Origin of the sequence: Aeromonas sp. s10, assembly GCF_040907975.1 — a bacterium.
Taxonomy (GTDB): Bacteria; Pseudomonadota; Gammaproteobacteria; order Enterobacterales; family Aeromonadaceae; genus Aeromonas; species Aeromonas caviae.
The window spans coordinates 118383-138964 of the sequence record NZ_JBFOCV010000053.1 but is presented as its reverse complement, the minus strand read 5'-3'; the positions used below and the strand labels follow the sequence as shown (position 1 = coordinate 138964).

The window sequence follows — 20582 nt, the reverse complement described above, 5'->3', positions numbered from 1 at the left end:
CCTAGCTGCCATCCAGATCACGCCGCCGAGCGTCTCGCTGGCCAAGGGCCAGACCCGGCAACTGACCGCCACCGCCACCTACAGCGACAACACCATGGCCAATGTGACCGGCAGTGTCGCCTGGCTGTCGAATGACATGACCACGGCCACCGTCTCCTCCACCGGCCTCCTGACCGGTGTGGTACAGGGCACCACAAAAGTGACTGCCAGCCTGGATGGTGTGACCAGCAACACAGTCCAAGTCACCGTCACCGATGCCGTCCTCACCGCCATCGCGGTCACGCCGCCAAGCGTGTCGGTCGGAAAAGGCCAGACCCAGCAGCTGACCGCCACTGCCACCTACAGCGACAACACCACGGCCAATGTGACCGACAACGTCGCCTGGCTGTCGGATGACACCGCCACGGTCACCGTGATCAGCGGCCTGCTGACCGGTGTAGAGCAAGGCACTGCGGAAGTGACTGCCAGCCTGGATGGCGTGACCAGCAACACAGTCCAGGTCAACGTCACCGATGCCGTCCTCACCGCCATCGAGATCACGCCACCAAGCGTGTCGGTCGGAAAAGGCCAGACCCAGCAGTTGACCGCCACCGCCACCTACAGCGACAACACCACGGCAGATGTGACCGGCAGCGTCGCCTGATTGTCGGATGACACCGACACGGCCACCATAACCACCAACGGCCTGCTGACCGGTGTGGAGCAAGGCACCGCGGAAGTGACTGCCAGCCTGGATGGCGTGACCAGCAACGCAGTCCAGGTCACCGTCACCGATGCCGTCCTCACCGCCATCGCGATCACGCCGACGAGCGTCTCGGTCGGCAAAGGCCAGACCCAGCAGTTGACCGCCACCGCCACCTACAGCGACAACACCACGGCAGATGTGACCGGCAGCGTCGACTGGTTGTCGGATGATACGGCCACGGCCACCATCACCACCAACGGCCTGCTGACCGGTGTGGAAGAAGGCACCACAGAGGTCAGTGCCAGCCTGGATGGGGTGACCAGTGACAGGGTGACGGTCAATGTCGTCGTCACCCCTCTTTTCGGGGAGTTTGAAGATATTTCCGTCAATGACTTCACGTTTGCGGTCGATGCCGGGTTCCCGACCACAGGGTTTGATGGGGCGGAATTTGTCCTGAATACACCCAGTGCGCCGAGTGATTACACTTGGAGCAGTGATGCCCCATGGGTCTCTGTGGATAGCAGTGGAACTGTGAGCTTTATATCTCAGGGTGATGCTGCACCAGTGACGATTACTGCAACCCCCGAATCGGGTGGGGAACCTCTGGCCTATACCTTCGCAGTAACCCATTGGTTCCGCAGCGATAGCAATAATGTATGGGTAACGACGAGTGGTGCTCGTTCGTGGTGCTACGAGCTGCAACCCAGATTTACATGGTCAATTCCAGATACTTACTTATTGAATATACTTCCCAGTTCCCGAGGAACAGTAGGCATGCTCTGGTCAGAATGGGGTAATATGAGAAAATATAGTAATTCCACCTTCGCTAATGGAAATATCCCTTACTGGGCATTCAAGCCTGGTACCACTCAAAGCTTTTACACTGTCTCGTTGGGGAATGGTTCAATAGGTTCACCAAGTGGAGATAATTTGGCCGTATGTGTCCTAAAGTTGTAGCTTTTCAATTCAAGCGTCTAACGGCACGTTATTAGTAAGATATCCGATGAATGACCATCGTATAGCGTGATGGATTGCGAATGGTTTATAAATACAAGTGCCACGTACAATCTGGCATGATCTCACTGGGTGCAGAAGGACATCAGCAACATAATAATGTCCTTGCGCACCCAGTCCATAAATACCTAAATAGAGAATGAATCGCTAACGACTCCATTTGTTAACCATTAACAGGTTGTTGAATCGGTGTTTTTAACACGTATGTTCTGTCCAAACTTTAAATATCCATCTCCATCAAAAAATGGTTTTTCATTTTTCCTGCCTTGCTGTCATGACGGCCAGGGAAATATCCATCAAAACACCTCTCACTCAGCCCTGTATGGCAACAGGTCATCATAACAATGGTTCGGTCAAGGCGCTGACCGGTGAAGCAGGGGGGCATGCCGGTGACATGCCGTCATCCTGCATATCCCACTCATATTCAACATAGGAGTCGCCCGCAACCTTACCTCCTGTCGTTACGAACGTCTGTCGTGCTGCTTTACACCCCGTGTCGGTACCGGCCCAAACCAGTCTGACGCCATCGCGCTTGCAACAGGCAATCAAGGCATTCACCAACCCTTTTCCTATACCATGCCCTCTTTTTTCACCCATCACTTCAATATCATAAAGATACACCAGGCTACCCCCGGTTCTCACGTCGGGAAAACGGTACGCACTGAGCAGCCCGGCAGGCTCCCCGTCATGCAAGGCAACCAACAGATAACAGCGATCATCGGAAATAGCGGTTGCAATATTGTCCAGAGAGGCTTTTACTGCCCCCTCATCTGTATCAACAAGCAGTATGGATAACGCCTTGAACCAGATATGTTCATCACCGCTTTCTAGCCTTCTAATTTCCATATAATAACCTCGCAATGATGCCTGCCCTGATACGTATCATCGATATCAGGTGACAAGCGCTTATTAAAAGAAGAACCCATCAATAACATATTTAATAATATTTATGGGTGATCAACCGCAAATTTCTGCGAGCATTTTTCCATTTTTCCTCACGGCAAAACACAAACTTCATCGCCAGCACATTCAATTTCCGATCACGGCATAATGACGACGGAACCATCACATTCAGGCATTATCGTTGACAGGCTTTGACTTACTCCGGCAATACGGCGCAGACAGGAGATGACCGGGCGGGCATTGCCGCCCAAGGTTGGGTATGAGACAACGACAGCACGGGAGACAGATCCTCTCGTTCAAATATTGAAAGGAGTCATTCATGACCATGTGGACAGGTATCGTTCTGATCGTCTTTATCAGCGTGTCGTTCAGCTATCTCACCAAGCGCGCCCGCTACCAGATGGGGGATGCCCGCATTACCGACCGTCTTGGCAAGCAGGACATGATCATCAAGGAGTTGCAGGAGCGCATCGCCAATCTGGAGGCCATCGTCATCGAAGAGGAGAAACGCCGCCCGTTCAAGGATCTCTGATCCGGCAAGCCGGGTGGCAAACCAACCAGCCCCCGGGCTGCAAGGGTTTGCCGCCGCCCCCGTTCGCACCCGCTCGCCCTCTGCCTGGCAAAACGAAATTTACAGCAGGATCAATCCCCTGCCATTTTTCGGCTGAATGCTCGCCAAGCTGGCCCGTTCCCTGCTCCGTCATGACATCAGTCGTACGGAGAGTGACATCATGATCGCCATCGGCACCCTGCTTCCCCTCGCCTCCCTTGCCATCAAGCTCGGCAGCAAGCTGCTGGGCGACGGCACGCCGCCCGCCCAGACCGAGCCTGCCGTGCAGGAAGAGCACCTTGCCCCCACGGTGCAGAGCCTGTTCCAGCGCCTTGGCATCCAGGAGGCTGACAGCGAGCAGAACCGCCCTGCCATCAACCACTTCATGGGGGCGCTGATGCAGACCCTGGGCCAGGAATCCTCGGGCCAGTCGCTGCCCCAGGCCATCGATGCCGCCCGCACCCAGTTGGCAGACGGCACCCAGAGCACCCGCCTCAATGCGCTGCAGAGCGAGCTCGACACTCTCAAGGGCTCCCTCGGCAACAGCGACCTCAACCTTGATCAGCTGCTCTACGCCTTCAAGCAAGCCCTGCCCCAGGGCCCGGGGGAAGGCGTCGGCAAGCTGCTCAATGCCAGCGCGTGAGCGGGAGTGGAACCATGAAAAACGGCAACCAGACGGTTGCCGTTTTTGTCGGGCCGAATCTCAAGATGTCACGCTAGGTCTGTGAAGGGGGCGGGTTCAGCATGGCGCCGGCCAGCGCGCTCTGCCCGCGCTCCTGCAGGGCATTGGCCGCTCCCAGGCGATCCGCCGCCTCCTTGTTCTGACCCAGCTTGAACTTGCCGACCAGCCGCTCAATCTCGATCTCTATGCCCACCACAGCCTGCACCATGGTCTCGAGATAGTCTCTCGGTGCATCCGCCATCTTCCAGGGAATGGACTCTCCCGCCTCGTGGGTACGGGTCAGGGTCGCGAGCAGGCGACGCACGAAGCGGGCATCGTCCCTCACCCGGATACGTCCATGGGCGTGCACCACGGCATAGTTCCAGGTGGGCACCTGCTGGTGATGCACCTGCTTGCCCGGATACCAACTGGGGGAGATATAACCCTCGGCGGCGCGGAAGATCACCAGCACCTCGTCGCCGTCTTTCACCTCCTGCCAGAGTGGGTTGTTGCGGGCCACATGGGCCCGCAGCACCCCGTGGGCCCCCTGCTCCCCATCGAACTCGAACGGCAGGTGGTTGGCATCCAACCCCCCTTCACCACAGGTGATCAGGGCCCCCAGGGGGTGCGCCTGCATCAGCTGGTGCAGCGCCTCGGGGTCGGTAACGGCGAAATGGGGTGGCAGGTACATGGGAACTCCTTGATCCGGTTGACGCGTCCATACGCATTGCAGCGGGATCATGCCCTGCTCGGCGCGGGCCGTCACCCCGAATGTGCCCCACTGAGCCAGTTCATTGCAGCAGGTGGATGCAACTCCACATCATCATCCACAAGCGAGATATAACACCCTATGTTCACGATGCGAATATCACTTTCACAGCCAAAGTGAATGGAAAAACAACATCAATGACAAAGATAATTCCAATTTACACCCCGCCCCCCTTCGCCAGATAGCCGATACGGTAGATCTCGCCCCCGCCAGGCAAGGGCGATGAGAGGGACGGGAGAAAATCCGCCTCCAGCCATTCCCATCGGGTGAGATCCCAGCCGCTCACCATAGCCTCGCCCTGCAGGTCGGCCAGCTGGTCGTGGGAAGCGACCTTGGTACGCCGCAGCCTGGCCATGCAAGCCCCGTCGAGGGAGGCCGGATCCGGCGCCCGCAGCAGATGCCAGGTCTCGATGCGGGGCCAGCCGAAATGCCGGGTGAGCGCCGCGAATCCCTCGCTTGCCAGGAATCGGTGCATCGCCTCGGCGCTGTGCCACACATAGAAGGGGGCATAGCGGTTCTCCTGCCCCGGCAGGGCCCCATCGTCCTGACGGCTGTAGAGATAGGCCTTGAACAACAGACCGGGAAAGCCGTCCAGTCTGGCGCCATTGCTGGCGATCCGCTGCTCGATCAGCGCCATGTCGTAGTCTGCGGGCAGGGTGAATCGGTAGTGCATGGCGATCATGAGGCCACCTCCTGTCTGAACATCCGGCCCTGGCCGAAACTCCACGCCTCGGCATCGTTCTGCTGGATCACCACCATGAGGTTGTCGGGATGGATCCCAAGCTCGGCCTCAAGGCGCTCGGCGAGACGTGCATAAAGCCGCTCCCTGGTCGCGGTGCTGCGCACCTTGCCCGCCAGGATCTGGAAGAGGATGAAACCTTGGTCCCGGCGGCCGGTCTGGTAGTGGGGGTCATAGATGAGCGCACTGGCAGGCAAGATCTCGAGGATCTGGAATTTATCCTCCAGCGGCACCTCGAACACCTCCACCAGGGTCTGGTGGTAGAGGGCGCTGAGTTGCTGCAGGTGTGCGTCGCTCATCCCCTCGCACAGGGTGATGCGGGTCAGCGGCATGGGGTCACCTCCTCGCGGGGGGGCAGATAGCCCACGGCCGTCACTGCGGCGGGCAAACCGGCGTAGAAGGCAAGATGGGTAAACAGCTCTTCCAGCTCATCCCGGGACAGGCCGTTTTGCCGGGCGAATGCAATATGCCAGGGCAGTTGTTGCACCCGGCCCAGTGACGCCAGGATGGCCAGGGTGATCAGGCTGCGCTCGCGTGCCGAGAGGGTGGGGCGCTGCCAGATATCGCCAAACAGCGTCTCTTCCGCCAGTCGGGCGAGTCGGGGGGCAAGCTGCGCCAGGGTGGCGCGATCGGGAACATCGGGTGTCATGGCAATCTCCTTGGTGGATGAAGCCACTCTCCCTCACTGCTACAATTTAAAAAATCGAAATATTCAAGACCAATCATCCCGATTATAAGGATAGTTATGTCACCCCTTCCCCCCAGCCTGGATCTCGATGCCCTGCGCAGCTACGTGCTGGGGCTGGAGTGCGGCAGCTTTGCGCTGGCGGCGCAGCGGCTGTGCCGCTCCACCTCGGCGGTCAGCGCCCAGTTGAAAAAACTCGAACAGCAGTGCGGCACCGATCTGGTCATGAAGCAGGGACGTCACCTGGTGCCGACTGCCAGCGGTGAGCGCCTGCTGGGCTACGCCAAGCGGCTGCTGGCGCTCAATGACGAAGCCGTGCTCGCCCTCAAAGGGGAATTGCTGCAAGGGGAGATCCGGCTCGGGGTGCAGGAGGACTTCGGTGAATCTTTGCTCCCCGCCGTGCTGGGGCCCCTCTGTCGTCAGCACCCGGCCCTGCGCATGACAACCCGCATCGATCGCAACGGGGCCCTGGTGCAGGGGATCAGGGAGGGCACCCTCGACATGGCTCTCGCCTGGCAGCCACAGGGAGAGCGGGAGGATCTTCCCCTCATCGAGGTGGTGCAACTGGCCTGGATTGCCCACCCCGAGTGGGACCTCGCCCCTTTGCTCGCGCGCGGGGAGCCCCTGCCCCTGGTGCTCTTCGATGCCCCCTGCCTGATGCGGGCACGGGCCATCCGCGCCCTCGACGATGCCGGGATCCCCTGGCGGATCGCCTTCACCAGCCAGAGCCTGGGCGGGATCTGGGCCGCCGTGCAGGCCGGGCTAGGAATCACGGTGCGTTCCCCCATCGGCATGCCGGCCAGTCTCGCCACCCTCGGCGGCGTGCTGCCCTCACCGGGCACCCTGGGGGTGGTGCTGCTCACTGCCAGCCATGAAACCGACGAGGCCAGGAGCCAGTTGCAACGACTGCTCACGGACGCCGTGCATCAGGCCAGCGCCGGACACAGGGGCTGAACAGCGCCTGGTCAACGCGCCCCACGGCGCCGAGGCGTGCCCATAAAAAAACGGCAACCCTGGGGTTGCCGTTCTGCCTTCTAATTCCAATGGCGAGCCGGTTGGCTTAACCCGCCCGTTTGGCCAGCCAGGCTTCGGCGGCGGTGAGGGCTGCCTCTATCTGCTCGCGAGCGACGCCTCCCTTGGCGACCCGCTTGGCCAGAGTCGCTTCCAGCTCCAGGTTCGGGTAAACATCCTCCCCCACCACGGGGCTGAAGCGCTGGAACTCGGGGAGGGAGAGTTCTTCCAAGGGCTTTTTCACCTGGATCGCATAGACCACGGTCTCGCCGACGATATGGTGCGCCTCACGGAACGGGATGCCCTTGGCCACCAGATAGTCCGCCAGCTCGGTGGCGTTGGCATAGCCGCCCTGGGCCGCCGCCTTGGTCCGCTCGCCATTGACCTTCAGATCGATCAGCACCAGCGCCGCCATATCGAGGCAGTCGTGCCAGGTGTCGAGGGCGTCGAACAATCCTTCCTTGTCTTCCTGCATGTCCTTGTTATAGGCCAGCGGCAACGCCTTGAGGCTCATCAACATACCCATCTGGGCGCCGACCACCCGGCCGGTCTTGCCACGAATGAGCTCCAGCGCGTCCGGGTTCTTCTTCTGGGGCATCAGAGACGAGCCGGAGGTGACGGCGTCAGACAGCTCGACAAAGCCCGCCTCGCCGGTGTTGTAGAAGATGAGGTCTTCGGCAAAGCGCGACAGGTGGGTCATGGAGAGGGACGCCACGTGCATCAGCTCCACCACGTGATCCCGGTCGGAGACCGAATCCAGGCTGTTGCGGGTGGCGCCGGCAAAGCCCATGTCGAGCGCCAGGGCTTCGCGGTCGATGGCATAGGCGGTGCCCGCCAGGGCGCCGCAGCCAAGCGGGCTGGTGTCGAGGCGCTTGAGGGCATCCTGCAGACGGGAATGGTCCCGCTCCAGCATCTCCACATAGGCCAGGGCCCAGTGGGCGTAAGTGACCGGCTGGGCACGCTGCAGGTGGGTGTAACCGGGCAGCACCGCAGCCTGGTTGGCACGGGCGGAGGCCACCAGCCCCTGTTGCAGGGCGGTGATGGAGCCGAGCAGCAGCTCACCCTGCGCCTTGCACCAGAGTTTCAGGTCGGTGGCGACCTGATCGTTGCGCGAGCGGCCGGTGTGCAGCTTCTTGCCAAGATCGCCGACGGCGGCGATGAGCTGGCTCTCGACCCAGGAGTGGATGTCTTCGGCGTCCGAGTTCAGGATCTGCTGGGGATCCTGCTGCACGGAGGCGAGCAGTACCTCCATCGCCTGCTGCAACTGAGCCTGCTCACCCTCGGTCAACACCCCCACCTTGACCAGCGCTTTGGCCCAGGCCATGGAGCCTTGAATATCCTGCTCCGCCAGACGGTAGTCGAACCGCAGCGAATCGTTGAACTGCTTGAACCGGCTATCGGCTCCCTGACTGAAGCGTCCACCCCAAAGTGCCATACTGCTCTCCTTGAATGCGTTGTCGACGGCGCCTTGCGCCGTCGAACTTGAAATCTTGCCCTGTTTTTCTGCGAGCCTGTTATCTCACAGAAGCGACCAGGGCGCAGCCGCTCTTGTCACACCCGATGATGACGGCAAAGGGCCTCTCTGCCTGTAAAAGAGGGGGCCATGCCCCCTCGTATCAACGGGTGATAGCGCTTGCTTAGCCGTGGGTATGGTCGCCACCGATGGCTTGATGCTGCTCTTTCATGGCGCGGATCCGGCTCGCCAGGGTGTAGAGACGGATGAAGCCTTCGGCATGGCTCTGGTCGTACACTTCGTCGGCACCGAAGGTGGCGAAGTCTTCGGAGTAGAGGCTGTTCGGCGACTTCTTCTGCACCGCGGTGACCTGACCCTTGTACATCTTCAGCACCACTTCACCGTCGAGCTCCTCGGCGATGGCGTTGGCGGAGGCGACAATGGCCTTGCACAGCGGGGTGAACCAGCGACCGTCATACACCAGGTGGGAGAACTCGGCACCCAGCTTCTCCCGCCAGGCGCGGGTCGGTCTGTCCAGTACCAGCTCTTCCACGGCGCGCAGTGCGGCAACCATCACGGTACCACCCGGGGTCTCGTAGCAGCCACGGGACTTCATGCCCACCATCCGGTTCTCGGTGATGTCGATCCGGCCCACGCCGTGCTTGCCGGCACGCTCGTTCAGGGTGGTCAGGATCTGGTGTGGGCTGAGCGGCTGGTCGTCAACGGCCACCACTTCGCCCTTGGCCACGGTCAGCTTGACGTATTCCGGCTCGTTCGGGGCATCCTCTGCAGAGACGGTCCACTGCCAGACGGCTTCGGACGGCTCGTTCCAGGTGCTCTCCAGCTCGCCACCCTCGGTGGAGATGTGCCAGGCGTTGGCGTCGCGGCTGTAGATCTTCTTCAGGGTCGCCTTGCAGGGGATGTTGCGGGCTTCCAGATAGGCCAGCAGATCTTCCCGGGAACGCATGTCCCACAACCGCCACGGGGCGATCACTTTCAGTTGGGGAGCCAGGGCAGCTACCGCCCCTTCGAACCGCACCTGGTCGTTGCCCTTGCCGGTGCAACCGTGGGAGATGGCATCAGCCCCTTCCGCCAGGGCAGCCTCGACCATCGCCTTGGCGATCACCGGACGGGCCATGGAGGTGCCCAGCAGGTAGGTGCCTTCATAGACTGCACCGGTCTTCAGGGTCGGGTAGACGTACTCTTTGACGAACTCTTCCCGCAGATCCTTGACGATGCACTTGACCGCGCCGGAGGCGATGGCCTTCTGCTCGATCCCTTCCAGATCGTCACGCTCCTGGCCCACGTCGGCAACGAAGGCGATGATTTCAGCGTCATAGTGCTCCTTCAGCCAGGGAATGATGGCCGAGGTATCCAGTCCGCCCGAGTAAGCCAGTACGATCTTGTTGATTCCGCTCATTTACTTCTCTCCGTGATGATTCGATAAAAAGGGGTGATTCCGGGTCGGTTGCCAGATTACTTCTGGCCCTGTCCGAACAGGGTCAGCAGCACGGCGTTCTGGATATGCATCCGGTTTTCTGCCTCATCCATGATGAGGGAGGCTGGGCCGTCCATGACCTCCGAGGTGATCTCCAGCTCCCGGTGGGCCGGCTGGCAGTGCAGCACATGCTGGATGCCGGTCCGATCGAGCAGGGCCTGGTTGATCTGATAAGGCATGAAGATATCTTTTACCTGCTCCATTGGTGTGTTGTCACCCATGGAAACCCAGGTATCGGTATAAACCACGTCAAAGCCTTCGATATCCGCGACATCATCGCTGATATGTATGGTCGCGCCAGATTGAGCTGCCAGCGCCTGGGCCTGCAGGAAGATCTGGGTATCCGGGCCATGGCCTTTCGGGCAGACCAGGGTCACGTCGGTACCGAGGGTCGCCCCCAGCAGCAGCAGGGAGTGGCTCACGTTGTTGCCATCGCCGAGATAGGCCAGCTTCACCTTGGACAGGTCGCTGTAGTGCTCGCTGATGGTCATGAAATCCGCCAGCCCCTGGCAGGGGTGGTAGAGGTTGCACAGGCTGTTGACCACAGGCACCGAGCCGAACTCGGCCAGCTCGACCAGAGTCTGGTGATCGAACACCCGGGCGACGATGGCGTCACACCAGCGGGACAGGTTGCTGGCGAAATCCTTCACCGACTCCCGCTTGCCGAGCGCGCCGTTCTGCTGATCCAGATAGACGCTGTGACCCCCCAGTTTGGCGATGCCGATGTCGAAGGTGACCCGGGTACGCAGGGAGGGCTTCTCGAACAGGGTGACCACGCTCTTGCCCGCCAGGGCCTGGCTGTATTTCTTCGGATCGGCCTTGACCGCCTTGCCAAGCGCCAGCAGCGCCTCGATCTGGGCCTTGCTTAAATCACTGTCTTTCAGAAGATGTTGCATCGGATTGTCCTTTTCCCGGTGGAGATCAGAGGGTGACCTGGGTGCCGACCGCGCCGCCAGCCAGCAGCTTGAGCAGCTGATCCGGGTAGCGCCAGCTGGCGACACAGACCGGCTTGCCCAGGGTTTCTGCGGCGTGCAGGGCGGCTTTCACCTTGACGGCCATGCCGTCCGTGATAACTCCCTTCTCCATCAGGTCCAGCGCGCTCTGCTTGTCCAGTTGCGGCACCAGCTTGCCCTTGCCATCCAGAATGCCGCTCACATCCGACAGCATCACCAGATCGGCGCCCAGCGCCTCGGCAATGGCGGTGGCCGCCTGATCCGCATTGACGTTCATCATCTGTCCGTTGGCGGTAATGCCGATGGAGCTCACCACCGGCAGGAAGCCCTGCCCCAGGATGCCGGCCACCAGCGCCGGGTTGCCCGGTTTGCAGTCACCGACCGCACCGAGATCCGGATCGAGCTGGGTCACCTGGCACAGACCGCCGTCGGCGAGGCACAGACCCACAGCAGGAATGCCGGTGGAGATGGCCTTGGCCATCATCATCTTGTTGGCGGTCCCGGCCAGGGCACCGGCAATCACGGGGATCTGCTCGAACGGGGTCACCCGCAGGCCGTTCTTCTTGGTGGAGGTCATGCCCAGCCCCTTGAGCAGGTCGTCCACCAGGCAGCCACCACCGTGCACCAGCACCAGAGGACGGTGCTGATCATCCAGGAAGGTCTTCAGGGTGGCGAACAGGGCGGTCAGGGCCTCGTCGTTCTCGATCAGGGCACCACCCAACTTGATTACCAGCGTCTGCTTGTCCATCTTCTCGATCCTTTCTTAAAGCGTTAAATCAGGCCGGTGGCCGGTTCAAAACCAAACTTGATATTTATGCACTGCATGGCTTGCGAGGCGGCCCCCTTGAGCAGGTTGTCGATGGCAGAAACCACCACCAGCATGTTGCCCTGCTGCTGCCAGGCGATGTCGCAGTAGGGTGTGCTCGCCACGCCGCGGATGGAGGGCATCTGGCCGGTGAGGCGTACCAGGGGCTTGCCTTCGTAGGCCTTGAGGTAGGCCTGATCCACCTGGGTGTGCGTCACCCCTTCCGCCAGTTGCACATAGATGGTGGCCAGGATGCCCCGCACATAGTTGCCGAGGTGGGGCTGGAACAGCACCTCCTTGCCAAGGTGGTGGCTGATCTCCGGCTGGTGCCTGTGATTGAAGGTGCCGTAGGGATTGAGGCTCACTTCGCAGAAACTGGTGTTGATGGCGGCCTTGCGACCGGCCCCGGAGACGCCGGAAACCGCATTGATGATGGGCTGCCATCCCTGAGCAATCAGCCCGGCCTGTTGCAGCGGCTTGAGGGCGCACAGGGAGGCGGTCGGGTAGCATCCCGGCACGGCAATCAGCTGGGCGGCCTTGACAGCATCGGCATTCCACTCGGCCAGACCGTAGGCGGCCTGCTCCAGCCACTGCTCATTCTCGTGAGTGAAGCCGTAGAAGGAGGAGTAGAACTGCTGATCGTTGACCCGGAAGGCACCGGAGAGATCGAACACCGGCAACCCCTTGGCCAGGAACTTGGGCGCGAGTTCCGCACTCACCTCGTGAGCAGTGGCCAGCACCACCAGATCGGCCTGGGTCAGGATCCGGGTCATGCCGTCTTCGTCCAGGGGCAGCAGCGGCTGATCCAGCTTGCCCACCCATTGGGGATGCAGGGAAGAGAAGCGCTTGTGGGCGTCCTGGCTGCCGGCGGAAACATAGAGGCCGAACAGCTCGAGTTGTGGATGGTTCTGGACCAGAGCGGCCAGTTCGGCCCCCGCGTAGCCACTGGCACCGACGATAACGGTCTTAAGCATGTTTGAGTATTCCAAGTCTGGGTTCGAAATTCACAGCATGGTGCTGCGGTGCAAGGGGTCGGCTATCGCCCCTTTGATGCAACGAGTGCGGAGGGGCAATTCAGGCGGATATGCGTCGTCGGTTACAGATCAGGTGACAGAACATTAACTTTCCCTTACAACTAGAGGCCTTGTCGATGAGCACTCGAAAAGAATATTCATGCACTCACTTTGCATTTGTATTTTCTAACAGAAACACTCCGGGGACGCAAGGAGGAGCTGATGGCCAAACTGGATTTTTTTTCACTTTATAAGAATATTATTGCGATTCCCTCTATCAGCAGCACGGATACTCGCTGGGATCAGAGCAACGAGGCGGTGATCCGGCTGCTGGCCGACTGGTTCGGCCAGCTTGGATTCCAGTGCGAGGTGACGGCCCTGCCGGATCTGCCGGGCAAGTTCAACCTGGTGGCGACCTATGGTCAGGGAGAAGGGGGGCTGCTGCTCGCAGGTCACACGGATACGGTTCCCTTCGATGAAGGAGCCTGGACAAAGGATCCCTTCAAGGTGACCGAAGAGGGCAACCGCCTGTACGGGCTCGGCACCATCGACATGAAGGGCTTCTTCGCCTTTATCGTGGAAGCGCTCAAGGAGGTCGACCTCAAGACCCTGAGCAAGCCGCTGCGCATCCTGGCCACCGCCGATGAAGAGACCACCATGGCCGGGGCCCGCGCCATCGCCGCCGCAGCCGAACTCAAACCCGACTATGCGGTGATCGGCGAACCCACCGGGCTGGTGCCCGTGGTGGCCCACAAGGGCCACATGTCGGAAGCCATTCGCATCACAGGCCGAAGCGGCCACAGTTCGGATCCCGCCAACGGCGTCAATGCCATGGAGATCATGCACAAGGCCATGGGTCAGGTGCTCAGACTCCAGCAGGATCTGAAGGAGAAGTACGCGGATCACCGTTTCGCCGTGCCCCAGCCCACCCTGAACCTCGGCTACATCCAGGGGGGAGACAGCCCGAACCGCATCTGCGGCTGCTGCGAGCTGCACATCGACATGCGTCCCACCCCGCAGGTGGGTCCCGACGAGCTGATGGGCATGCTGAAAGAGGCGCTCTCCCCCATCGAAATTCACCAGCCGGGCTGCCTGCACCTGCAGCACCTGCACGAGCCGATCCCCGCCTACGCCTGCGCCGATGACTCCGAGCTGGTGCGGGAGGCGGAAAAGGCGAGCGGCCGGGCCGCCGAGTCCGTGAACTATTGCACCGAAGCCCCCTTTATCCAGCAGCTGGGTTGCGAGACCATAGTGATGGGCCCAGGCCATATCACCCAGGCCCACCAGCCCGATGAATACCTGGATCTGTCGTTCGTCAAACCGACCACGGCGGTGCTGCAGCACCTGATCCGGCGCTTCTGCGTCTAGCCAAATAGGGATGTAAGTAAGTTACATGACAGGTGCCTTGGGACAGGTGAGGGAAATACATGTTCTGAATCGGCTTGTTATTTGACCTTGCGCAGACAATCTGGGTAGATTGTCCCCCTAAGATGACGGAGCATATGTTGTAATCGCACAACAATAAGTGAGGTCGCCTCCCGCCTGGAAGGTCAGGAGGCACCAACAAAATAAGGATGTGGAATGAACGAAAAGTACGCCGCACTACGGGCCAACGTAGGCATGTTGGGCCAACTGCTGGGTAAATCCATCAAGGATCATCAGGGGCAGGCCTTCCTCGACAAGATTGAGACCATTCGCCAGCTGGCCAAGTCTTCCCGCAAGGGAAACGAGGCAGACAGAGAGCGCCTGCTCGACACCCTGCGTACCCTCTCCGATGACGAACTGCTGCCCGTGGCCCGTGCCTTCAGCCAGTTCCTCAACCTGGCGAACGTGGCGGAGCAGTTCCACACCATCTCCCGTCGCTGCGAAGAGCAGGTCTGCACCCCGGACCCGCTGGAGCAGATGTTCGACAAGCTGAAAGCCTCCAACCTGTCCCAGGAGGCCATCATCCAGGCCGTGCGCGAGCTGGACATCGATCTGGTGCTGACCGCTCACCCCACCGAGGTGACCCGTCGTACCCTGATCCACAAGCACGTGCAGCTCAACGACTGCCTCGAGGCCCTGGAACTCTCCGATCTGCTGCCCCGCGAGCGGGACAAGATCCAGAGTCGCATCGAGCAACTGGTCAACCAGGCCTGGCACACCAACGAGATCCGCGAACAGCGCCCGACCCCGGTGGACGAAGCCAAGTGGGGCTTCGCCGTGGTGGAAAACAGCCTGTGGCCGGCCATCCCCGAATTCATGCGCAATCTGGACGAGCGCCTGCAACACCATCTGGGTGTGCGGCTGCCGCTGGACGCCGCGCCGGTCAAGTTCACCTCCTGGATGGGCGGTGACCGCGACGGCAACCCCTTCGTCACCGCCAAGGTGACCGCCGAAGTGCTGGAGCTGGGCCGCTGGATGGCGGTGAGCCTGTTCTACAAGGACATCAAGGAGCTTACCTCCGAGCTCTCCATGGCCGATTGCACCGACGCCGTGCGTGCCCGGGTCGGTGATAACCCGGAACCCTATCGCGCCCTGGTGCGTGAGCTGCGCGAGCAGCTGCGCGAGACCCAGGAGTACCTGACCGCCAAGGTACAGGGCCAGGCGAGCGAGAGCCGGGATCTGGTCAAGAGCACCGCCCAGCTGCGCGAGCCCCTGGAGCTCTGCTACCACTCCCTGCACGCCTGCGGCATGGGCAACATCGCCGACGGCATGCTGCTGGACGTGCTGCGCAAGCTGGCCTGCTTCGGCATCCACCTGGTCAAGCTGGACATCCGTCAGGATGGCGAGCGTCACGGCCAGGTCTTCTCCGAGCTGACCCGCTACCTGGGTGTGGGCGACTACGCCGAGTGGAGCGAAGAGGACAAGCAGGCCTTCCTGCTGCGCGAGCTTAACTCCCGCCGCCCCCTCATCCCGAGCGACTGGGATCCCAGTGCCGAGACCCGCGAGACCATCGACACCTGTCGCGTCATCGCCCAGCACGACCCCGATGCGTTCGGCATCTACATCATCTCCATGGCCGGTGCCCCGTCCGATGTCTTGGCGGTCCAGCTGTTGCTGAAGGAAGCTGGCTGCAAGTTCCGCATGCCGGTTGCCCCGCTGTTCGAGACCCAGGAAGACCTGATGGCGGGCACCGCCGTGATGGAACGCCTGCTGTCGGTGGACTGGTATCGCGGTTACATCCAGGGCCGTCAGTACGTGATGATCGGCTACTCCGACTCCGCCAAGGATGCGGGCATGATGGCCGCTGGCTGGGCCCAGTACGCCGCCATGGAATCCCTGGTGGCGCTGGCTGAAGCCAACAACATCCGCCTCACCCTGTTCCATGGCCGCGGCGGTACCGTCGGCCGTGGCGGCGCCCCCGCCCATCAGGCGATCCTCTCCCAACCCCCGGGATCCCTGCGCGGCGGCCTGCGGGTCACCGAACAGGGGGAGATGATCCGCTTCAAGTTCGGCCTGCCGAAGGTGGCCATTCAGAGCCTGAACCTCTACACCAGCGCCGTGCTGGAGGGGAACCTGTTGCCGCCGCCCAAGCCGAAAGAGAGCTGGCGCGCCGTGATGGAGCAGCTGGCGTCTGTCTCCTGCGATCACTACCGCAGTATCGTGCGCGGTCACCCGGACTTCGTGCCTTACTTCCGTGCCGCCACCCCGGAGATGGAGCTCGGCAAGCTGCCGCTCGGTTCCCGCCCCGCCAAGCGCAAGCCCAACGGCGGTGTCGAAAGCCTGCGCGCCATCCCCTGGATCTTCGCCTGGACCCAGAACCGGCTGATGCTGCCGGCCTGGCTCGGCGCCCACAAGGGATTGCAACAGGCCATCGACGACGGCCAGAAGAGCGTGCTGGACGAGATGAGCCGCCAGTGGCCCTTCTTCCGCACCCGTCTCGAAATGCTGGAGATGGTGTTCCTCAAGGCCGACCTCTGGCTGGCTGAATACTATGACACCCGCCTGGTGCCGGAGAACCTGTGGGCACTCGGCAAGCAGCTGCGTCAGGAGCTTGCCGACTCCATCGAGGTGGTGCTGAAACTGCGCCCGCAGGGCGACTTGCTGGACGATCAGCCCTGGATCAAGGAGTCCATCAAGCTGCGCAACCCCTACACAGACCCGCTCAACGTGCTGCAGGCCGAGCTGCTCAATCGCTCCCGCAACCACCCGGAGACCCTGCACCCCGAGCTGGATCAGGCGCTGATGGTCACCATCGCCGGCATCGCCGCCGGCATGCGCAACACCGGCTGATCCCGGACCGTTGCAAACAAGGGCGCCCCGGCGCCCTTTTTCATCTCTGCCGGGCACGGGGATCCCGATATTGCCGCCAGCACAGCCCCCTCTAAGGGAAAAAAACATCCACAACAAACAGGGCGCCATGATGGCGCCCTGTTTTATTTCGCGATATGGCCTCTCATCAGGAGACCTGGTTGCGACCCCGACGTTTTGCCTCATAAAGTCGCTGGTCCACGCACTGAAGCCAGTCATCCATGCGCCTGTAACTCATCTGATAAGGCGTGAGCCCCACGCTGATGGTGACGGTGATCGCCTGGTGCTGGTACAGGAAGGTGTGCTGCTCCACCTGGCGCCGGATGCGCTCCATGATGGTGTGGGCCTCCTCCAGGGTCGTGCCCCGCAGCAGCAGGATGAACTCCTCCCCGCCAAATCGCGCCACCAGATCCTTGCTGCGCACCGCCTGCATCAGGAGCCCCGCCAGCGACGCCAGCACGGCATCTCCGGCAAGGTGTCCATATACATCATTGATTTGCTTGAAGAAGTCGATATCTATCAAGGCCAGGCAGCAGGCCTCCCCTTCGGCGGGATGGTGCTGGACGTGATCCAGCAACACGTTTGCCTGCTGGAAAAAGCTGCTGCGGTTGGGCAGCTTGGTCAAGAAGTCGTGCTCGGCGTTGAAGCGCAGCACCCGCTCCATGCGGCTGCGCTCGTCCTCCAGGTTGCGGGCGTGGATAAGGGTGCCAAGGGCCGTGGTGAGGGGCTCGAGCAGGCTGACATGGGTCTCGTCAAAGCCACCCGGGCGGTTGGCCAGGGCGATCATGCCGATCGCCTCTCCCTTGTGGCGGATGGGAATGCCGAGGAAGCTCTCCAGGTGTGGATGACCACGGGGGGAGACACCGCGACTGGCTGGATGGCTCGGCAGATCGTTGCAGCACACCAGGGTATTGTGGGTCACCACGTGCCCAAACAGGTTGTCGAGCTTGCTGAAGATGAGCCCGCCCCGGCTCTGGCGCTGCTGCTCATACCAGGCATGGGTCGCCTCATCCCAGGAGACATTGGAGATGGAGGGGACATAGAGACTGGGGCGGCCATCCTCATACTGAATGATGCCGATGAAACCATAGGAGCTTTCGCTCACGCTCAGCAGCCGCTCGAAGACGGTGTCGCAGGCGGAGCCGAGATTGCGATCGAGCAGAAAACTCTGGTGAGCGGCCACCACGATGTCAAACAGCTGGCTCTGCTGCTCGACCCGCTGCTTGGCCATCACAGCCGAGGTAATGTCGTGCGCCAGCTTGACCACCCCCAGCAGGATGCCTGCCTCGTCGGTCACGGGCATGTAGGTGGCATGGAGCCAGAGGGGGTTGCCACCTTGCCTGACCCGGCGAAACTCCCCCGACTGGATCTCGCCACCCAATACCCTCTGCCAGAAGAGCTCATGCTCGGCCTGCAGATCCGGCGGCAAGAGCATGAGATGGGACTGGCCCACCAGCGCTTCGGGGGGATAACCCAGCATGTCGCAAAACAGGGGATTGACCGACACCATGCGACCATCGAGATCGAACTCGACCATGCCATAGGCCCGATCAAGGGCGGTCAGCCTGGCGAGGGTCTCATATCGATCCATCGCGTCGATATCGCGAGCGCAAAGTGCTGTGGTATTCATGGCTACGATTCCTTTCGATCGCCGGCGCATTGCATTGGAATGCGGGGACAAGTGCCCAAATCATAGGATCCGGCACCCGGTTACGCTAACACAGGCCCCGATTGGGTGTGAAGACTGGTTCTTGCCACATCCGGCTCCCGGGCGCAGACTGTCTGGCCTTGCCACGGTTCGAGGAGACCCCATGACACCCGCCATCAACTTGCTGAAAAAGCTCAAGATCCCCCACAGGCTCTACCCCTACGAGTGCGAAGCCCACGACGACTTCGGCAAGCATGCCGCTACCCAGCTGGGTCTGCCCCAGGCGCAGGTGTTCAAGACCCTGCTCGCCCATCACGACAAGCAGGCGGTGGTGGCCATCGTGCCCTCCTCGGGCATGTGCAGCCTCAAGCAGCTCGCCAAGGCCACCGGGCTCAAGAAGGTGGAGATGATGAAGCCGGCGGAAGCCGAAAAGCTGACCGGCTACAAGGTGGGCGGCATCAGTCCCCTGGCCCAGAAGAAGCTGCTGCCCACCGTGCTGGACGACTCCGCCATGGCCTTCGACGAGATCCTGGTGAGCGGTGGCAAGCGGGGGCTCTCGGTCGGCGTGGCCCCCGGGGACATGGTCCGGCTGATGAACTGGATTGCGGCCCCCATCGGCGATCATCACGACTGAACAAACAAAAGAGGCGCCATGACTGGCGCCTCTTGCGTCTGGATGTCGGATCTGGCGCCTTGCGTGCGAAGCGCCCAAGGAACCCGACCGGGAGCCGCCCATCCCGGCGGGTGATCTGCCGCCCTCAACACGCCCCAGAGCGGCAGGCGGCGGTCAGTTCGGAGAGTCGGCGACGCTGACGCCCGGCATGGTCGAAATTGCCGTCCTCCAGCCAGCGCTCGAAGCACCCTTTCAGGGCGGGCCACTCGCTGTCGATGACGGAGAACCAGGCCGTATCCCGGTTGTGTCCCTTGTCCACCCGCGCCTGACGGAAGGTCCCCTCATAGTGAAAGCCCAGGCGCAGGGCCGCCTGGCGCGAAGGCAGGTTCAGGGCATTGCACTTCCACTCGTAGCGCCGGTATCCCAGAGCAAAGGCATTGGCCATCATCAACACCATGGCCGCCGTTGCCAGCCGTGACTGCTGCATGGCGGGGGAGAAGTGCAGCCAGCCCACCTCGATGCTGCCCGCCAGGGGATCGATGCGCAGGTAGCTCGCCAGCCCCAGCGCCCGTCCGCTCCCCTCGTCGATGATGCCGTAGAACTGGGGATCCCGCTTGGTGGCGACCTCCCGCAGCCAGACCCCCATGGCGACCTCGTCCGCGAAAGGGCCGCTGGTCAGGTAAGTCCACATGGCCCCGCTGTCGGCACTGAATGCCTGCCACAGATCCCCCAGGTGGCGCTCGGGATCAAGGGGCTCGAGACGACAGCCCCAGCCATGCAGTGCGCGGTGGGGAGGGAACTCGGCGCCGCGCCATTCTGGCTGCGCACGCCCCAGAGGCTGCCCAAAGTCGTTGAAAAGGGCGGCGCCGGACAGGGAGGCATCGCCCCCCTCATTGCAACGTTCAACAGGCACAGGCAATTCCCCCTTCCAGCAGCACTCCGGGCTCGCTGCCCGTGGCGACGGCGAAACCGTCCTGACGCCACCAGTGCAGGCCCCCTATCAACTCCTTGACCTCAAACCCGAGGGACGCCAGCTTGTAGGCCCCCTGGGTCGAACCGTTGCAGCCGATGCCGTCGCAATAGCAGACATACACCAGGTTTCGGTCCAGTACCGCCGTGGTCGACGCCGTCATGGTCCTGTGGGGGAAGGAGATGGCGCCGGGAATGTGCCCCTCGGCATAGTGTGCGGGGGAGCGGGTATCGATGACCACGATCCCCGCCACCCCGGCCAGCAGATCGGCGGCCAGATCCGCCGGATCGGTACGAAACTTCAGCTGGGCCTCGAAAAAGGCGCTGGCTTCGGCGGCCCCTGCCACCCCTGTGCTCAATACATGACTCATCCTGAACGC

General features: G+C 61.7%; 21 protein-coding genes. 8 read left to right on the top strand and 13 right to left on the bottom strand.

The genetic code is table 11. The annotated features are described in order from the left end of the window. Together AB5Y59_RS20700 and AB5Y59_RS20695 are read left to right on the top strand one after the other, a co-directional pair. A partial coding sequence (locus AB5Y59_RS20700) for an Ig domain-containing protein (protein ID WP_368212578.1) occupies positions 1 to 643 on the top strand: 643 nt, incomplete at its 5' end. Continuing rightward, positions 644 to 1642 (top strand): Ig-like domain-containing protein, encoded by a 999-nt coding sequence (locus AB5Y59_RS20695; RefSeq protein ID WP_368212577.1) that lies wholly within the window; start codon positions 644 to 646, stop codon positions 1640 to 1642. A 393-nt stretch (positions 1643 to 2035) separates the two neighbouring features. Here AB5Y59_RS20695 and AB5Y59_RS20690 read toward each other — a convergent pair whose 3' ends face one another. Further along, positions 2036 to 2545, bottom strand: coding sequence for a GNAT family N-acetyltransferase (locus tag AB5Y59_RS20690; RefSeq protein ID WP_139737303.1), 510 nt, complete (start codon positions 2543 to 2545; stop codon positions 2036 to 2038). 376 nt (positions 2546 to 2921) lie between these two features. Between AB5Y59_RS20690 and AB5Y59_RS20685 the strand changes: the two genes are divergently transcribed. Both AB5Y59_RS20685 and AB5Y59_RS20680 read left to right on the top strand, forming a co-directional pair. Next, complete coding sequence (locus tag AB5Y59_RS20685; RefSeq protein ID WP_043154852.1) at positions 2922 to 3134, top strand: hypothetical protein; 213 nt, start codon at positions 2922 to 2924, stop codon at positions 3132 to 3134. A 199-nt stretch (positions 3135 to 3333) separates the two neighbouring features. Further along, a complete protein-coding gene (locus tag AB5Y59_RS20680) occupies positions 3334 to 3795 on the top strand; it encodes a hypothetical protein (RefSeq protein WP_286701083.1) in 462 nt (153 codons plus the stop codon). 73 nt (positions 3796 to 3868) lie between these two features. Here AB5Y59_RS20680 and AB5Y59_RS20675 read toward each other — a convergent pair whose 3' ends face one another. The 4 genes from AB5Y59_RS20675 to AB5Y59_RS20660 all read right to left on the bottom strand — a co-directional run bounded on the left by AB5Y59_RS20675 (position 3869) and on the right by AB5Y59_RS20660 (position 5970). Beyond that, positions 3869 to 4504: an FMN-binding negative transcriptional regulator gene (locus AB5Y59_RS20675; protein WP_286701082.1), complete on the bottom strand. Its 636-nt coding sequence runs from the start codon at positions 4502 to 4504 to the stop codon at positions 3869 to 3871. Between the two features lie 235 nt (positions 4505 to 4739). Then, entirely contained in the window at positions 4740 to 5264 is a 525-nt protein-coding gene (locus tag AB5Y59_RS20670; protein WP_368212576.1) for a DUF4865 family protein, read from the bottom strand. Further along, positions 5261 to 5653 (bottom strand): tautomerase family protein, encoded by a 393-nt coding sequence (locus AB5Y59_RS20665; protein WP_052815513.1) that lies wholly within the window; start codon positions 5651 to 5653, stop codon positions 5261 to 5263. The genes AB5Y59_RS20670 and AB5Y59_RS20665 overlap by 4 nt, the downstream gene beginning before the upstream one ends. Further along, positions 5644 to 5970: a carboxymuconolactone decarboxylase family protein gene (locus AB5Y59_RS20660; RefSeq protein ID WP_010675684.1), complete on the bottom strand. Its 327-nt coding sequence runs from the start codon at positions 5968 to 5970 to the stop codon at positions 5644 to 5646. The genes AB5Y59_RS20665 and AB5Y59_RS20660 overlap by 10 nt, the downstream gene beginning before the upstream one ends. Before the next feature lie 96 nt (positions 5971 to 6066). Between AB5Y59_RS20660 and AB5Y59_RS20655 the strand changes: the two genes are divergently transcribed. Next, positions 6067 to 6960 (top strand): LysR substrate-binding domain-containing protein, encoded by an 894-nt coding sequence (locus tag AB5Y59_RS20655; protein ID WP_139737307.1) that lies wholly within the window; start codon positions 6067 to 6069, stop codon positions 6958 to 6960. Positions 6961 to 7066: 106 nt separating this feature from the next. On the opposite strand, the gene argH is transcribed toward AB5Y59_RS20655, so the two are convergent. The 5 genes from argH to argC form a co-directional block, all read right to left on the bottom strand. Continuing rightward, positions 7067 to 8452 (bottom strand): argininosuccinate lyase, encoded by a 1386-nt coding sequence (gene argH / locus AB5Y59_RS20650; protein ID WP_139737308.1) that lies wholly within the window; start codon positions 8450 to 8452, stop codon positions 7067 to 7069. A 202-nt stretch (positions 8453 to 8654) separates the two neighbouring features. Next, a complete protein-coding gene (locus tag AB5Y59_RS20645; RefSeq protein WP_010675687.1) occupies positions 8655 to 9890 on the bottom strand; it encodes an argininosuccinate synthase in 1236 nt (411 codons plus the stop codon). Between the two features lie 56 nt (positions 9891 to 9946). Next, entirely contained in the window at positions 9947 to 10864 is a 918-nt protein-coding gene (locus AB5Y59_RS20640; protein ID WP_010675688.1) for an ornithine carbamoyltransferase, read from the bottom strand. A 25-nt stretch (positions 10865 to 10889) separates the two neighbouring features. Beyond that, positions 10890 to 11669: an acetylglutamate kinase gene (gene argB / locus AB5Y59_RS20635; RefSeq protein WP_368212575.1), complete on the bottom strand. Its 780-nt coding sequence runs from the start codon at positions 11667 to 11669 to the stop codon at positions 10890 to 10892. 23 nt (positions 11670 to 11692) lie between these two features. Continuing rightward, on the bottom strand, positions 11693 to 12700 hold the full coding sequence (gene argC, locus AB5Y59_RS20630; protein ID WP_042864921.1) for an N-acetyl-gamma-glutamyl-phosphate reductase: 1008 nt from the start codon (positions 12698 to 12700) through the stop codon (positions 11693 to 11695). A gap of 261 nt (positions 12701 to 12961) precedes the next feature. On the opposite strand from argC, the gene argE reads away from it, so the two are divergent. Continuing rightward, positions 12962 to 14107, top strand: a complete 1146-nt coding sequence (gene argE / locus AB5Y59_RS20625) for an acetylornithine deacetylase (RefSeq protein WP_202043163.1) — start codon at positions 12962 to 12964, stop codon at positions 14105 to 14107. 213 nt (positions 14108 to 14320) lie between these two features. Then, the gene (gene ppc / locus AB5Y59_RS20620; protein ID WP_010675692.1) at positions 14321 to 16954 is read left to right on the top strand and encodes a phosphoenolpyruvate carboxylase; all 2634 of its coding nucleotides are present in this window, start codon (positions 14321 to 14323) and stop codon (positions 16952 to 16954) included. A gap of 166 nt (positions 16955 to 17120) precedes the next feature. Here ppc and AB5Y59_RS20615 read toward each other — a convergent pair whose 3' ends face one another. Further along, a complete protein-coding gene (locus AB5Y59_RS20615; RefSeq protein WP_128296660.1) occupies positions 17121 to 18602 on the bottom strand; it encodes a sensor domain-containing diguanylate cyclase in 1482 nt (493 codons plus the stop codon). Between the two features lie 181 nt (positions 18603 to 18783). On the opposite strand from AB5Y59_RS20615, the gene ybaK reads away from it, so the two are divergent. After that, the gene (gene ybaK, locus AB5Y59_RS20610) at positions 18784 to 19254 is read left to right on the top strand and encodes a Cys-tRNA(Pro) deacylase (protein WP_043152781.1); all 471 of its coding nucleotides are present in this window, start codon (positions 18784 to 18786) and stop codon (positions 19252 to 19254) included. Positions 19255 to 19378: 124 nt separating this feature from the next. On the opposite strand, the gene AB5Y59_RS20605 is transcribed toward ybaK, so the two are convergent. Beyond that, positions 19379 to 20146, bottom strand: a complete 768-nt coding sequence (locus AB5Y59_RS20605) for a GNAT family N-acetyltransferase (RefSeq protein WP_368212574.1) — start codon at positions 20144 to 20146, stop codon at positions 19379 to 19381. Then, positions 20136 to 20573, bottom strand: a complete 438-nt coding sequence (locus tag AB5Y59_RS20600) for a rhodanese-like domain-containing protein (protein ID WP_069651919.1) — start codon at positions 20571 to 20573, stop codon at positions 20136 to 20138. Before AB5Y59_RS20600 ends, AB5Y59_RS20605 begins: the two co-directional genes overlap by 11 nt. Positions 20574 to 20582 lie beyond the last annotated feature (9 nt).

Bases quoted from the DNA above. Each gene is read 5' to 3' on its own strand.
- argE (WP_202043163.1), top strand. From the start codon at position 12,962: ATGGCCAAACTGGATTTTTTTTCACTTTATAAGAATATTATTGCGATT.
- AB5Y59_RS20685 (WP_043154852.1), top strand. From the start codon at position 2,922: ATGACCATGTGGACAGGTATCGTTCTGATCGTCTTTATCAGCGTGTCG.
- AB5Y59_RS20675 (WP_286701082.1), bottom strand. From the start codon at position 4,504: ATGTACCTGCCACCCCATTTCGCCGTTACCGACCCCGAGGCGCTGCAC.
- AB5Y59_RS20640 (WP_010675688.1), bottom strand. From the start codon at position 10,864: ATGCAACATCTTCTGAAAGACAGTGATTTAAGCAAGGCCCAGATCGAG.
- AB5Y59_RS20670 (WP_368212576.1), bottom strand. From the start codon at position 5,264: ATGATCGCCATGCACTACCGATTCACCCTGCCCGCAGACTACGACATG.
- argH (WP_139737308.1), bottom strand. From the start codon at position 8,452: ATGGCACTTTGGGGTGGACGCTTCAGTCAGGGAGCCGATAGCCGGTTC.
- AB5Y59_RS20665 (WP_052815513.1), bottom strand. From the start codon at position 5,653: ATGCCGCTGACCCGCATCACCCTGTGCGAGGGGATGAGCGACGCACAC.
- AB5Y59_RS20645 (WP_010675687.1), bottom strand. From the start codon at position 9,890: ATGAGCGGAATCAACAAGATCGTACTGGCTTACTCGGGCGGACTGGAT.
- AB5Y59_RS20660 (WP_010675684.1), bottom strand. From the start codon at position 5,970: ATGACACCCGATGTTCCCGATCGCGCCACCCTGGCGCAGCTTGCCCCC.
- ppc (WP_010675692.1), top strand. From the start codon at position 14,321: ATGAACGAAAAGTACGCCGCACTACGGGCCAACGTAGGCATGTTGGGC.
- argB (WP_368212575.1), bottom strand. From the start codon at position 11,669: ATGGACAAGCAGACGCTGGTAATCAAGTTGGGTGGTGCCCTGATCGAG.
- AB5Y59_RS20655 (WP_139737307.1), top strand. From the start codon at position 6,067: ATGTCACCCCTTCCCCCCAGCCTGGATCTCGATGCCCTGCGCAGCTAC.
- AB5Y59_RS20600 (WP_069651919.1), bottom strand. From the start codon at position 20,573: ATGAGTCATGTATTGAGCACAGGGGTGGCAGGGGCCGCCGAAGCCAGC.
- ybaK (WP_043152781.1), top strand. From the start codon at position 18,784: ATGACACCCGCCATCAACTTGCTGAAAAAGCTCAAGATCCCCCACAGG.
- AB5Y59_RS20680 (WP_286701083.1), top strand. From the start codon at position 3,334: ATGATCGCCATCGGCACCCTGCTTCCCCTCGCCTCCCTTGCCATCAAG.
- argC (WP_042864921.1), bottom strand. From the start codon at position 12,700: ATGCTTAAGACCGTTATCGTCGGTGCCAGTGGCTACGCGGGGGCCGAA.
- AB5Y59_RS20690 (WP_139737303.1), bottom strand. From the start codon at position 2,545: ATGGAAATTAGAAGGCTAGAAAGCGGTGATGAACATATCTGGTTCAAG.
- AB5Y59_RS20615 (WP_128296660.1), bottom strand. From the start codon at position 18,602: ATGAATACCACAGCACTTTGCGCTCGCGATATCGACGCGATGGATCGA.